Origin of the sequence: Acinetobacter sp. YH12251, assembly GCF_013417465.1 — a bacterium.
In the GTDB taxonomy this organism is placed as follows: domain Bacteria; phylum Pseudomonadota; class Gammaproteobacteria; order Pseudomonadales; family Moraxellaceae; genus Acinetobacter; species Acinetobacter amyesii.
Genome location: NZ_VPDZ01000006.1, coordinates 133976 through 146769 on the forward strand (window position 1 = coordinate 133976; position 12794 = coordinate 146769).

The 12794-nt window shown below is 40.9% G+C and carries 12 protein-coding genes; 7 read left to right on the forward strand and 5 right to left on the reverse strand.

Translation table 11 applies throughout. The features are described from left to right. Positions 1–55: 55 nt before the first annotated feature. On the forward strand, positions 56–775 hold the full coding sequence (locus tag FTV27_RS06515; protein ID WP_180077617.1) for a pseudouridine synthase: 720 nt from the start codon (positions 56–58) through the stop codon (positions 773–775). 133 nt (positions 776–908) lie between these two features. Here FTV27_RS06515 and FTV27_RS06520 read toward each other — a convergent pair whose 3' ends face one another. The 3 genes from FTV27_RS06520 to FTV27_RS06530 form a co-directional block, all read right to left on the reverse strand. Then, the gene (locus tag FTV27_RS06520; RefSeq protein WP_078193684.1) at positions 909–1352 is read right to left on the reverse strand and encodes a GNAT family N-acetyltransferase; all 444 of its coding nucleotides are present in this window, start codon (positions 1350–1352) and stop codon (positions 909–911) included. A 98-nt stretch (positions 1353–1450) separates the two neighbouring features. Then, positions 1451–1798, reverse strand: coding sequence for a type II toxin-antitoxin system RelB/DinJ family antitoxin (locus tag FTV27_RS06525; RefSeq protein ID WP_078193683.1), 348 nt, complete (start codon positions 1796–1798; stop codon positions 1451–1453). Positions 1799–1910: 112 nt separating this feature from the next. Further along, positions 1911–2816: a pseudouridine synthase gene (locus tag FTV27_RS06530; protein ID WP_180077619.1), complete on the reverse strand. Its 906-nt coding sequence runs from the start codon at positions 2814–2816 to the stop codon at positions 1911–1913. 135 nt (positions 2817–2951) lie between these two features. On the opposite strand from FTV27_RS06530, the gene tsaE reads away from it, so the two are divergent. From tsaE to hfq, 4 genes are all read left to right on the forward strand, one after another. Then, positions 2952–3431, forward strand: coding sequence for a tRNA (adenosine(37)-N6)-threonylcarbamoyltransferase complex ATPase subunit type 1 TsaE (gene tsaE, locus FTV27_RS06535; RefSeq protein WP_180077621.1), 480 nt, complete (start codon positions 2952–2954; stop codon positions 3429–3431). After that, positions 3421–5433 carry a DNA mismatch repair endonuclease MutL gene (gene mutL, locus FTV27_RS06540; RefSeq protein ID WP_180003095.1) on the forward strand — a complete coding sequence of 671 codons (2013 nt, stop codon included), beginning with the start codon at positions 3421–3423 and terminating at the stop codon, positions 5431–5433. Before tsaE ends, mutL begins: the two co-directional genes overlap by 11 nt. A gap of 6 nt (positions 5434–5439) precedes the next feature. Beyond that, positions 5440–6384: a tRNA (adenosine(37)-N6)-dimethylallyltransferase MiaA gene (miaA, locus tag FTV27_RS06545; protein WP_078193679.1), complete on the forward strand. Its 945-nt coding sequence runs from the start codon at positions 5440–5442 to the stop codon at positions 6382–6384. 92 nt (positions 6385–6476) lie between these two features. Further along, a complete protein-coding gene (gene hfq / locus FTV27_RS06550; protein WP_078193678.1) occupies positions 6477–6986 on the forward strand; it encodes an RNA chaperone Hfq in 510 nt (169 codons plus the stop codon). Between the two features lie 154 nt (positions 6987–7140). Here hfq and FTV27_RS06555 read toward each other — a convergent pair whose 3' ends face one another. Together FTV27_RS06555 and FTV27_RS06560 are read right to left on the reverse strand one after the other, a co-directional pair. Beyond that, positions 7141–8448 carry a peptidylprolyl isomerase gene (locus tag FTV27_RS06555; protein WP_078193677.1) on the reverse strand — a complete coding sequence of 436 codons (1308 nt, stop codon included), beginning with the start codon at positions 8446–8448 and terminating at the stop codon, positions 7141–7143. Further along, positions 8448–10919, reverse strand: a complete 2472-nt coding sequence (locus FTV27_RS06560; protein WP_078193726.1) for an LPS-assembly protein LptD — start codon at positions 10917–10919, stop codon at positions 8448–8450. Before FTV27_RS06560 ends, FTV27_RS06555 begins: the two co-directional genes overlap by 1 nt. 120 nt (positions 10920–11039) lie before the next feature. On the opposite strand from FTV27_RS06560, the gene FTV27_RS06565 reads away from it, so the two are divergent. Further along, the gene (locus FTV27_RS06565; RefSeq protein WP_180077623.1) at positions 11040–12053 is read left to right on the forward strand and encodes an aminoglycoside phosphotransferase family protein; all 1014 of its coding nucleotides are present in this window, start codon (positions 11040–11042) and stop codon (positions 12051–12053) included. Continuing rightward, positions 12053–12742, forward strand: a complete 690-nt coding sequence (gene murU, locus FTV27_RS06570; RefSeq protein ID WP_180077625.1) for an N-acetylmuramate alpha-1-phosphate uridylyltransferase MurU — start codon at positions 12053–12055, stop codon at positions 12740–12742. Before FTV27_RS06565 ends, murU begins: the two co-directional genes overlap by 1 nt. The last annotated feature ends 52 nt before the right edge of the window (positions 12743–12794 follow it).

A 12794-nucleotide genomic window follows, 5' to 3' on the forward strand; every position in this document is an offset into this window, starting at 1 on the left:
GTTGGCTCGTTGTTCAGTATAAAATAGCAATATATGGTGTTTATTAGGTTGTTCTATGTTTCTGGAAAAAATGCTGCAATCACAAGGTTTTGGTTCGCGTAAATATTGCCAACAGTTGATTAAAAATGGTGCGGTCGAAATACACGGTGAGATTGTAGATAATCCAAAGCAAAAACTGGACTTGAATGATTTAACTTACAGTGTGCATGGACAGGACTATGTCTATCGTGAGCATATATATATTGCGTTAAATAAACCCAAAGGTTATGAATGTTCGCATCAGGCAACCCATCATTTTAGTGTTTTTGAATTATTTGATGATGTGCTGTTAAATCGTGGTTTGCAATGCGTAGGGCGGCTGGATCAAGACACCACTGGACTGTTGCTGCTCACGGATGATGGTCAATATCTGCAAGCACTGACACACCCTAAAAAGCATGTTGCCAAAGTGTATTCGATGCATACCGCAGATCCTGTGACGCCTGAGCAAATGCAACAATTGCAACAAGGCGTGGAGCTGCGAAACGAAAAAGGCATTTTCGCTGCAACCGATGTGCAGCTATTGGCTTCACAGCAATTACAAATGACTGTTCATCAAGGGGTATATCATCAAGTGAAGCGGATGTTGGCGGCTGTCGGCAATAAAGTTGAAACTTTACATCGTGCTCAAATAGGACAATTAAAGCTTGATGATCTCGCTGAGGGTGAATGGATCTATTTGAATGCAGCGCAAATTGAACAATCGAAATTTCGCGAAAATATCGCTCCACAGTAATGGGTACTGGGCTTTGATAGGTCATCATTTGAAGGATGGGTGTGCGGTATTAAAGCCCATAAATATGTCTGCTAATTATTTAAAGATGCGTTTCTAATATGCGTTGATGATGTTTTTAATGCCTAGCAGAGCATTAGCGAATAAAGTAATGATAGGTTTGAAATTCATCATCTTTAATGAAGCCCATCGATTCATAGAGTTGATGTGAGTGATAGTTATTTTTTTGAGTTTCGAGGCTGATTCGAAGCGCACCTTCATGTTGTGCAAAGAGAACTGCGGTATCGATCAATTGTTTGGCTGAACCCTGACGACGATATACAGGGCTGACATAGACATCATCTAAAATATAGTAGGTTGAACAAGCCACAGATGAAAAGCCTAAATACAGTAAGATAAACCCAGTAATCACTTCATCTTTTAGACAAATAAAAATTACGCTTTCATTATTTTCAAAACGTTGTCTTAGAAATTTATATGAGATATCAAGATTAGAAGAGGTGCCATAAAATTGGCGATATTCATCAAATAAAACAGCAAGTGGATGAAGGTCTGCTTCTGTTGCGCGTCGAACGATCATTTTTTTCTATACTCCATGCTATTTTTATCAGTCTTGCATGAAGCATATCGAAATTTCGAAATTGGTTGATTTATAAATTGTTTATAAATGCGACAGTGTTAAGTTTTGTCACCTTCACCCAAAATTGCATTGAGTTCTTCAAACAAGTCGAGATGATCATCATCTAATAATGGATCATTATTTAAAATTTCTAATTCAGCAGGGCTAATTTCAATGGTTGAAATAGCTTGGGCTTCTTGTTGTTTTAATTTGCGCAACTTAATCAATTGTTCAATATTGATATTTTGGTTTTCAATAGAGAAGGGGATCGATTTGGTTAAAACAACTTGTTTAAAGAATAGACGTACAGCCTGTGCAGGTGTTATGCCTAATTGTTTAAAAACGGCAAAGGCCTGTTTCTTTTCCTGTGAATCGAGACGGATTTGGTAGACTTCAGTTTTTCTCATATTCTTAGAAAGCTTTTAAATACTTAACTTTTCGCATTTATTCTAATCAAAACTGTTATAAATTCAAGAAAGTTTGGCAGTATTTTATCAATTTAATGTAATGACAATAGATTTACAGTGTCAATTCATAGGCAGAACTGAATTGAAAAGCCTGCTCTGTCACAGGATCGATAAACTCAAGCTGTTTCGCAAGTAGTTGTAAAGGTTGGCTGAAATCGTCATCTGCCTTATGTTGTACTACTGGATAAAAGGGGTCATTTTGAATTGGAATGCCCAAAGCATTTAAATGTACACGAAGTTGGTGTTGTTTGCCGGTATGGGGATTTAATTCATACTTTGCATGGTTTCCATGCTGCTGGAGGAGCTTAATGTATGTTTCACTATTAGGCTCACCATCTACCAGTTGCATTGTATAAAATGGCTGACCTTTTTCCATACGATAGCGAGTTGTGATTGGGAAATTTAAGTCATCTCGATAAGCTGCAATGGCATGATAGGTTTTTTGAACTTGCCGCTTGGCAAACATCTGTTGATATAGCCCACGGCTTTCGACACATTTGGAGAAGAGAACCACACCGGCAGTTTCACGATCTAAACGATGAATCGGTGTCAGGTGTTCAAGCTGCGTTTGTTTTTTGAGTCGAACCAACAAGGTTTCTTGTACATACTGACCGGTCGGACTCATGGTGAGAAAATGCGGTTTATCGACCACGATGAAATGATCATTTTCAAATAAAATCTGATGCTCAAAGGGAACATGGATTTCATGCGCTAAGAATCGATAATAATAAACATGACGATTTGCTTCAAAAGGACTGTCTATCGTTAAAACGTCACCATCTGCAGCATAGACTAGACCATCCTTAAATCGTTGTTGCCACTCTGCTGCTTGGATATGAGGAAATTGCTCACACAAATATGCATAGACCGTTGTGGCTTGTATGTGTTGACCGTCAAGGAAGACTTTACTGGCACTAACACCATTGATCATTGGGGGAGTAAATTCAAAACTGTGCATGAAGAAAGATCTAAAAACTGAGCAAATAAAGCAGAGAACACATCATGAAAAATGCTCAATCTATAGTGTGAACATATCCATTTTAGCCAGTGCGATGCTATCATATTTAATTCTTATGTACATGTTGTGAGTAATATGCAGTATTCATTCAGTCTGGAACTTAATAGTGAAGTCGATACCCAAAACTTAGCTACCGTACTGGCGACGCATTTTACGACGGGTGTAGCGTATTTAATTGGTGACTTGGGTGCAGGAAAGACCACCTTAACACGTTATTTTTTACAACACTTGGGTCATCAAGGTGCGGTAAAAAGTCCAACCTATACATTGGTTGAACCTTACAATATTCAAGGACAAGATATTTTTCATTTTGATTTATATCGTCTGAATGACCCTTATGAGCTTGAACTTATGGGTATCCGTGATTATTTAGAAACGCAGAACGCCCTATTTTTATTTGAATGGCCATCTAAAGGGGGCGACGAAATCCCTGAGGCTGATTTAATTATTAATATTGAAAAGTCTGCGGATGAAAGCACCCGTACAGCGACTTTAAGCTCTTCTTCAGAAACTTTGCAAAATGCTTTGGAGCAAAAATTTAACCATGCTGAATGAAATCAGTGCCCGCCGCATTCGAACGCTTGATCCTGCCTTAGCCAACCAAATTGCCGCAGGGGAAGTGATTGAACGTCCTGCTTCTGTGGTCAAAGAATTACTGGAAAATGCCATTGATGCAGGGGCGACTGAGCTGATTGTTCGTATTGAACAAGGCGGCAGTACACTGATTGAAATAATAGACAATGGTCGGGGTATTCACCCTGAAGATCTACCTTTGGCGGTCATGCGCCATGCCACAAGTAAAATCCAAACTGCTGAAGATTTGCATGCCATTGTAAGTCTAGGTTTTCGTGGGGAAGCCTTGGCTTCGATCGCTGCGGTGTCTCGTTTGACATTGACCAGTAGCCAAAATGATGACGGTGTAGGCTATCAGGTCGAAGTAAATGGCACTGCATTTGATTCGCAAGAAATTCAGCCTGTGGCAGCGACGCAAGGCACCACCATTCGTGTGCAAGATTTATTTTTTAATGTGCCTGCACGGCGTAAGTTCCTCAAAAAACCGGGGACTGAGTTTGGACATATCGAAGAAATTGTCCGTCGTTTGGCACTGACCCATTTTGATATACGTTTTGTCCTTGAGCATAACAATAGTATTAAGCTGAACTTGCCTATTGCAGACAGTGGCGCGCTCCGTTTTCAGCGGGTACAACAATTATTAGGCCGTCAATTTACTGAAAATGCGTACTGGATAGATGCTGATAGCGTCAATATGCGTCTCAGTGGTTGGTTAGGCCATCCTTCAGATGCACGTGCGCAGGCCGATATGCAATACGTCTATGTGAATGGACGTATCGTAAAAGACAAGACCGTTTCACATGCACTTCGCATGGCTTATGACGGTATTTTGCATGGGCATCAACATGCCGCTTATTTGTTGTTTATGGAAGTTGATCCTGAAAATATCGATGTGAATGTGCATCCGACCAAGCATGAAATTCGGTTTCTAAATCAACGTGAAGTACATGAGTTTGTTCGTCATTTTGCCAAATCGACATTAGCGCAATTTCAAACCGCGACCGCCGAATTGTCATCTGCAATGAAACTTGATGGGCAGGCACACGAAAATATTATTCCGCAGCCGCGTCATCAGGAACAATTTTCATTACATCAACCTCAGCCAGTTGCAGAGCAAGGCACAAATTTTGTTAGTCCAGAGATCGCAGGTGGACTTACTGACTTTAGTTCGCCAGCAACGGTGCAATATGCTTCAAATCATGCGCCAACAGGTCAGGAAGCTTATACACAGCAATATTCAAATGCGTCGAACAATAGCACTGGATATCAGTCAAATATAGCGGGTTCCAGACAGCTCAATAATGCATTGCAAAGTTATTTAGCGCCTTTACGTCAAACTGAGTCGTTAAATGATCCGGATACCGCTTTAGCTGAACATATTCAGCAGAAAGTTGATGAGCATCCTTTGGGGATTGCCATTGCGCAATTGCATGGTATTTATATTTTGGCCCAAAACACCGAAGGTTTAATCATTGTTGATATGCATGCGGCACATGAACGCATTGTTTTGCAACAGATGAAAACAGCTTGGGATAAACCTGAGTTTTGGACATCACAGCAGTTGCTGATTCCTAAAGTCGTCAGTATCAGTCGGATGCAAGCGATGCGCGTCGATGAGCTCAAAGAACAATTGGCACGCCTAGGTTTAGAAATAGACCAATATGGCGATGAGCAAGTCATTGTCCGAGGTGTTCCTGCCATTTTGCATAAAGCAGACTTTGATGCGCTGATTCCAGATTTATTAAATGATTTAGACCCAAGTGATCAGGTTGCAGGGTTACTACAAAAGCGTGATCAAATATTGGCAGGCATGGCCTGTCACGGCGCTGTACGCGCACACCGTATTTTAAGTCTATCTGAAATGAATGCATTACTGCGTCAGATGGAACAAACTGAATTTGCCAGCCAATGTAACCATGGGCGTCCGACGTGGCGTGCGTTTCCATTGGCACAGCTAGATAAACTTTTTGCTCGGGGAGAGTAGTTTTACATGTCAAATCAATTGCCGGTCATCAACTTAATGGGACCAACTGCAAGCGGTAAAACCGCCTTGGCATGTGAGTTATACGAGCAAGGTGGATTCGAATTAATTTCAGTCGATTCTGCTTTGGTTTTTCAGGATATGGATATTGGTACGGCCAAGCCGAGTAAAGTTGAGCTGGAAAAATATCCACATCATTTGATTGATATTATCAGTCCGCTAGAAGTGTATTCGGCAGCGAACTTTGTGGAAGATGCGTGTGTACTGATTGATGATATGCATGTACGAGGTAAAACACCGATTTTAGTCGGTGGTACAATGTTGTATTACAAGGCTTTATTGGAAGGGTTGTCTTCAAACTTACCAAGTGCAGACTATGCTGTACGTGCTGAAATTGAAGCCAAAGCTGAGTCGCAAGGTTGGGATGCTGTATATGCAGAACTGTGCAATGTAGACCCATTGGCAGGTGAAAAATTTAAACCGAGTGATAAGCAACGAATTATCCGTGCGCTCGAAGTTTTTAAATTAACAGGTAAACCCATTACGCAGTTACAAGCTGAGCAACCTAAAAACGTACCATACCGTTACAATTTTCATAATTACGCATTATTGCCCGACCGATTAGAATTACATGAGCGTATAGCTCAACGTCTAAAAACAATGTGGGAAATTGGATTTTTAAATGAAGTGAAAGCTCTCATTGAAAAATACGATTTAAATGAAAATTTACCCTCTATGCGCTCAGTTGGATATCGTCAAGCTTTAGATTTTTTGAAAAATAGTGATCAAAGTAGCGAAAAACAGCGTGAAATGGAGGATAAGGCACTTTTTGCAACACGACAACTTGCAAAACGTCAATATACTTGGTTAAGATCTTTGCAAGAAACGCATAAATTTACTACATATTTAACTGCGCAGCAGGCTCAAGAAGACTTGCGAAAGTGCTACGGATAAAGCAAAATTTACAGACTACCTTTTTGATAATTTTTAATTGAAAAGTAAAGGTAGCTTTTGCGCTGATTTTTATTATTTTTTGGAGTTATAACATGTCTAAAGGTCAAACTTTACAAGATCCGTTCTTAAATTCTCTCCGTAAAGAACGTATTCCTGTGTCGATCTTCCTTGTCAACGGTATTAAATTACAAGGTCATATTGAATCTTTCGACCAATACGTTGTTTTATTAAAAAATACTGTAAGCCAAATGGTTTACAAACACGCTATTTCAACTGTTGTTCCAGCACGTAACCCACGTCCTGCTGGTGCTCCTGCTGGTGCTCAAGGCGCTGCCGGCTTCGGTGGTCAACAAGGCGGCTTCGGCGGTCAACAAGGTGGCTTCGGTGGCCAAGGTGGCTTTGGTGGTCAAGGTGGCTTCGGTGGTCAAGGTGGCTTCGGTGGTCAAGGTGGCTTCGGTGGTCAAGGTGGCTTTGGCGCTCAAGGTGGCTTTGGTGGTCAAGGTGGCTTTGGCGGTCAAAGTAGCTTCGGCGGTCAAAATGCTGGTTTTGATGGCGAAACTAAATTTGAAGATGCTCAAGACGACGAAAACAACAATCGTTAATTGAGTTAAAAAAACCTCCCAAATGGGAGGTTTTTTTTGCCTATAAAAGAGTAGATTGTTTTCATAACGGGTATGTAATAATTACTAAAGTGCTGAATGATGATAAGAATCGACATAAAAAAACCAGCCGAAGCTGGTTTTTTTATTTATTCACTTATTTCTTTTTACGATCTAGAGTAGGATCTTTAATTTCAACATAAGCATTGTTGCGAATTTCACGTAACCAGCTGTCCAGTTCAGTGTCGAATTGACGCTCACCTAAAATCTGACGGGCCATACGTTCTTGTACTTCATGTGTCATATCTTGTTGACGTGTATCGGTCACTTGAAGGATGTGCCAACCAAACTGTGACTGAAAAGGCTTGCTGATTTCACCTTTCGCTGTTGATTTCATCATTGCTTCAAATTCTGGAACCATAACACCTGGGCTAACCCAACCTAAACTACCACCATTGGCAGCAGAACCAGTGTCATTCGAGAACGTTGAAGCCAAGACCGCAAAATCTTCACCCTTTTGCAGGCGATTATACAAGTTGTCGATCATTTGCTTGGCATTTTCAGGACTCACAACCTCAGATGGTTGAATTAGGATATGGCGAGTTTGGTATTGAGGAACAATGGCTTTTTGTTCTCCACTTTTACGGTCGACCAATTTTAAAACATGAACGCCATCACGTACTGAAATTAGTTCAGTGGTTTGACCAACTTGCAAAGGAGCTACACGTGCAGCAAGTTCATCTGGAATATCAGATAAGTTGCGGAAGCCCATATCGGCACCGTCAACTTTAATGTCTTTGGTACTGTATTTGCTAGTAATCGCTTTTACATCGTTGCTTGCTGCAAGTTCTTTACGAATGTCTTCCGCGATTTTAACGGCATTATCACTGCTAGCTACACGTACATGTAAGACATGAACTTGATTACCTAACGCAGCTTGACCTTGTGGTGAGCTTAAGAAGTTTTTCACATCTTGGTCACTGATTTGAATGCGAGAAGTGACCAACTGTTGGCGTAGACGTTGTAAAGCGATGTCTTCAGCGATGCGTGCACGTAAACCTGCATAAGTATTTGGTGCAACAGCATCTAATTTTTGCTGAAACGCTTCTAAGCTTGGAGAGCCGGCATCTTTCGCAACTTTAAGTACGGCTTCATTGAGTGATTTTTCATCCGCTTTGACGTTATAGCGTTTCACTTGTTCAAGCTGTGCTTGGCGCGAAATCAGCTGTTCTAAAGCTTGTTGCTGCAAGTATTCAGTCGGTGGGACGGTTTGTTTTTTTGCTTGAAATTGGTGAGTGATCTCGGCAATGCTTTGATCAAGATCACTACGTAGAATCACGCTATTGTCAACGACAGCTACAATTTCATCTTTAGGTTGCGCAGCAGCAAATACAGATACAGAAGTTGATAGGCAAAGTGCCAAGGCTGACGCTTTAAAAATTTGTTTTAACTGTTTTGTCTTCATTAACGTTCTGTCCAAGATTGATTAATATTGTTAAAACCCAACACTCGGTTTTCAAGCAAAGAGGTTAATTTATTGTTGAAGCCACCTAAACCTTTTAGAGTGAACTCCGCCATAATGGCACGTTTTGGTTTAACATCTGAAGATGTTACATCATCTAAATCGTTATAGTACGAACGACCATAAACTGAAACACCCCAGCAGCATGACTCGTAGTTCACACCCAGTAAATATTCACGCGCAATACTGTTGTCGAGGTCATATTGTGCATGACCAATAATACGCCAGTTATTGTGTATAGGTTGAATAAACGATGCTACTGCTTGGTCATAGCTGTCTTGGCGATTAGGAATGTCTTTACGATAGAAATAACCGACATTGTATAAATTGCCTTTATTTCCTGTGTAATACATTTGAATATCGCGCTGAGCATTATCACCATTCGCCATCCATGCTGAATTGGCATTCACACTGATGCTGTCAGATAATTGGCTAGAAATACTCACGACAGGGCCGGTATGGCGTTCGGTATCAAATTTATCAGAGACGTTGTTCAGTGTGACACGACGGTCTTCAAAATAGAAACTTTGACCAACGCTAGCTTTTAAACGCTCAAGACCAACATCATCAAATAAACTATAGCTCAAGCCTAGAGATGCGAAGTTGTTGTCTTCTAAACGGTCATTACCATAGAACCGACGCGGACTAAATAACTGGTCATAATTAATTGACGCTGTGGTTGAGTCAAAGTTCGGGTTGGTGTCTTGTTTTTTGTATGGAGAATACGCATAGAAAAAGCGAGGCGTTAAGGTTTGTAGATAACGACCTTCGCGCTCCATCACAAGACCCGCATCTAAAGTGAATTGCGGTACAACGACTGATTTACTTTCATTTGATGAACTAATGTTTTGTGCATTAACGGTGTCTTGATCGTAAATCGTGTTGACGTTACGAATAGACACTTCTGGTATTACAAAAGACCATGGGTTACGATAGTTATAACGTACACTAAAGTCGTTATAAATACGTGCACCACTTGGCTCATACATTGGCGAATCGCCAGTATTGCTTGGAATATTATTACTACGTAAGTTCTTTTTGAAGTAAGCCGTATCATTGTTAAATTCGTACTGTAAGCCGAGCGGATTACCAGTCTTGTAGTTCAGTAGGAATTGCGGCAAGCGCGCATATGGACGGTCTTCATCACTGACAGTTTTATCCAGTGTTTGGAAGTCTTCCACTTTAAGCTGTGCTTTTAGGCCAGGGATACCATTTTTATAATTGAGTTCCCATGCACGGCGTAAGTTCAGGTCAGTTTTTGAGTTTGGATTATTATTGAGATCTGAGAAATAGTCTTTATCAGATGCATAATTGTATTCTAAATTGGTTGTAAATTGATCGTTAATTTTCCAGTTGTGGAGGAAATGTAAGTCTTTACGATCCTGATCATCATACTTTTGGTCGGATGGTAAATAACCACCCCACACCATCCCTGAACCAAAGTTTTCAGTGAGATAGCGGAATTCGCCTTCCATCATTGGACCGCGGTCTGCAATATAACGTGGTGTGACCGTTGCATCATAGTTTGGTGCAAGGTTGAGATAGACGGGAACGGCAAGTTCAACACCACCATCATTGGTAAAACCAAAGCTTGGGGTCAAAATACCTGTGGTACGACGGTCATCAATCGGGAAGTTGAAATAGGGCACAGCCATCACAGGTACGTTTTTTACATATAATGTTGTACCTTTGGTTTCACCACGACCAGTTTCTTGATTCAGCTTAATTTTGTCTGCTTGAATTTTCCACGTTGGTTTTTCATCAGGTGGACAAGTGGTATAAACAGCGTTTTCTAATTCGAGTGTTTCGGTTGAAGTACGTGAAATTTTCTCAGCGCGACCGTGTGCATGCTGCTGTTCAGCAATAAAGAAACTGTTATTTAAATCACCCTGTTGGGTTTTTAAATTGTAATCAATCGAATCACTTTGCGAAATCAGCCCAGACTGTGCCATTTGCACGCGGCCAGAAGCATTGGCATAGGTTTGGGTTTTATCAATTTTGATTTGATCGGCACGAATTTGACGACCTTCTTGGTCAATCAGAACATTACCTTCAAGAATGGAGTCGCCATTCGGGTCAAAATGACCATAGTCTGCGGTAATGGTAGAGGTTGCATCTTCAGGTGCGACTGCTTTCGTTGTTGGAGCAACTGGGGTAATCCAGGTGCCTGTACAAAACGCAGAACTTAATTGATTGGTGTTACGAATCTGTGCTTCAGGTGCAGATTTATCGACATAATATTGTTCGAAGAACTGCTGCCCCGGATAAGCTTCTGAAATGCTTTGTTTGAGTTGTTCTGTATCGTCATCCGTGGACGGGTTTGAAACAGGTGCTGCATAGCTTGGTAACGAGCTACCACATAGAAGGGTTAAGATCGCAGTCGCTAAAGGATTAAATTTAAACTGATGCTTCATTTGTCTCATTAACCAGGTATGCTTAATCGCAATTAATTATTGTCGCATCATAGAGAAAAAGTTGATAAGTAGCTACACTTAGCACTTTAAAAACTCAGCCTGTATTAGAATTTATCGCAAATGAATACACAACGTGAACAATTGATACAAACTTGGATTTCATCTGTACTCGGTTCAGATCAATTTGAAATTAACTTCTTAGCAGGCGATGCAAGCTTCCGTCGTTATGCACGAATCAAATTGAATAATAAAACATTTATGCTCATGGATGCACCACCAGAAAAAGAAGATTGTGGTCCTTTTGTGTCGATTGATGAATTTTTTGATGCACATGGCGTGCGTGTACCACATATCGTGGCCAAAGACCTCGATCAAGGCTTCTTATTGTTAGAAGATTTTGGTGATGTTTTATTGTCTACGTTGTTGAATGATCAAACCGTAGACGCACATTATGCTCAAAGTTTTAAACAGTTGATTCAATTACAGTCAATTGATGGTACTGCGCATTTTCCTGCATATACCTATGAAAAGCTGATTTCTGAAATGGAGCTGTTAACCGATTGGTTATTGCCATCTCTACAAGTGCAGCCTACTGAAGAAGAATCGGCACTGATTAAACGAACCTTTGCTATCTTAGCCAATGCTGCATTGGCTCAGCCTCAAGTGATTGTGCATCGTGATTTTCATAGCCGTAATTTGATGGTACTTGATGGTGAGCAAGATCAGGGCGTGATTGATTTCCAAGATGCTGTGATTGGTGCAGATACTTATGATTTGATCTCAATCACACGTGATGCCTATGTGCAGTGGAATGCAGATCGTGTTTATGCATGGTTTAAGACGTTCTATGATTTGCTACCTGCATCGGCTAAAGAAGGTCGTAACTTTGAGCAATTCAAACAAGACGCTGACCTGATGGCGATTCAACGTCATATCAAAATTTTAGGCATTTTTGTGCGCTTATTTGAGCGTGATGGTAAGTCAGGTTATCTCAAAGATTTGCCGCGTGTGATGTGGTATTTACTTGAAGAAAGTAAACCATATGCAGAATTACAACCTTTTATGCAATTTATTCGCGCTAAAGTATTGCCGAAATTTGAAGCCAAATACGGCACTTATGAGGTTGTTGCATAATGAAAGCCATGATTTTAGCTGCGGGTCTCGGAAATCGGATGCGCCCTTTAACATTGTATAAGCCAAAGCCTTTGCTTGAAGTGGGTGGAAAACCACTGATTGTTTGGCATATAGAAAAGCTAAAAAAAATTGGCGTAACTGAAATCATCATCAATTCTGCATGGCTTGCAGATATCCTGATTGGTACTTTGGGTGATGGTTCGCAGTTTGGTGTGAATATTCGCTGGACACGTGAAGCGGAAGGTCTGGAAACAGCCGGTGGCATTATTAATGCTTTACCTTTGCTTGGGACAGAACCGTTTATTTTGGTGAATGGTGACGTCTGGACGACCTACGATTTTTCGGCCTTGCTCAATGTTGAGCTAAAAGATGACTTGGCACACTTGGTCTATGTGACTAACCCAGCGCAACATCCAAAGGGTGATTTTATCTTGGATGCTGGGCGTAGTTATACCTTTGAGCAAGAACATGCAGGCGAGGCACTCACCTATAGCGGAATCGCAGTTATACATCCAAACATGTTTAATGGATTGGAAGCTGGCAAGCGTCCGCTCGCACCTTTATTGAAACAAGCTATGTTGGATGGAAAAATTTCTGCAGAGAAAATGCAAACTGCGTGGGTTGATGTTGGCACACCTGAGCGTTTAAGTGATCTAGATCTACAGATTCGCCAAGGCATGTACGATTAAGTGCATATTCGCTAAGCGTTAGCTACTGTTCCACGGCTTAGAAATCGGTATA

What these genes read in the sequence shown, in the direction of transcription:
- FTV27_RS06515 (WP_180077617.1), top strand. Translation starts at nt 56, where the DNA reads ATGTTTCTGGAAAAAATGCTGCAATCACAAGGTTTTGGTTCGCGTAAA.
- FTV27_RS06520 (WP_078193684.1), bottom strand. Translation starts at nt 1,352, where the DNA reads ATGATCGTTCGACGCGCAACAGAAGCAGACCTTCATCCACTTGCTGTT.
- FTV27_RS06525 (WP_078193683.1), bottom strand. Translation starts at nt 1,798, where the DNA reads ATGAGAAAAACTGAAGTCTACCAAATCCGTCTCGATTCACAGGAAAAG.
- FTV27_RS06530 (WP_180077619.1), bottom strand. Translation starts at nt 2,816, where the DNA reads ATGCACAGTTTTGAATTTACTCCCCCAATGATCAATGGTGTTAGTGCC.
- tsaE (WP_180077621.1), top strand. Translation starts at nt 2,952, where the DNA reads ATGCAGTATTCATTCAGTCTGGAACTTAATAGTGAAGTCGATACCCAA.
- mutL (WP_180003095.1), top strand. Translation starts at nt 3,421, where the DNA reads ATGCTGAATGAAATCAGTGCCCGCCGCATTCGAACGCTTGATCCTGCC.
- miaA (WP_078193679.1), top strand. Translation starts at nt 5,440, where the DNA reads ATGTCAAATCAATTGCCGGTCATCAACTTAATGGGACCAACTGCAAGC.
- hfq (WP_078193678.1), top strand. Translation starts at nt 6,477, where the DNA reads ATGTCTAAAGGTCAAACTTTACAAGATCCGTTCTTAAATTCTCTCCGT.
- FTV27_RS06555 (WP_078193677.1), bottom strand. Translation starts at nt 8,448, where the DNA reads ATGAAGACAAAACAGTTAAAACAAATTTTTAAAGCGTCAGCCTTGGCA.
- FTV27_RS06560 (WP_078193726.1), bottom strand. Translation starts at nt 10,919, where the DNA reads ATGAAGCATCAGTTTAAATTTAATCCTTTAGCGACTGCGATCTTAACC.
- FTV27_RS06565 (WP_180077623.1), top strand. Translation starts at nt 11,040, where the DNA reads ATGAATACACAACGTGAACAATTGATACAAACTTGGATTTCATCTGTA.
- murU (WP_180077625.1), top strand. Translation starts at nt 12,053, where the DNA reads ATGAAAGCCATGATTTTAGCTGCGGGTCTCGGAAATCGGATGCGCCCT.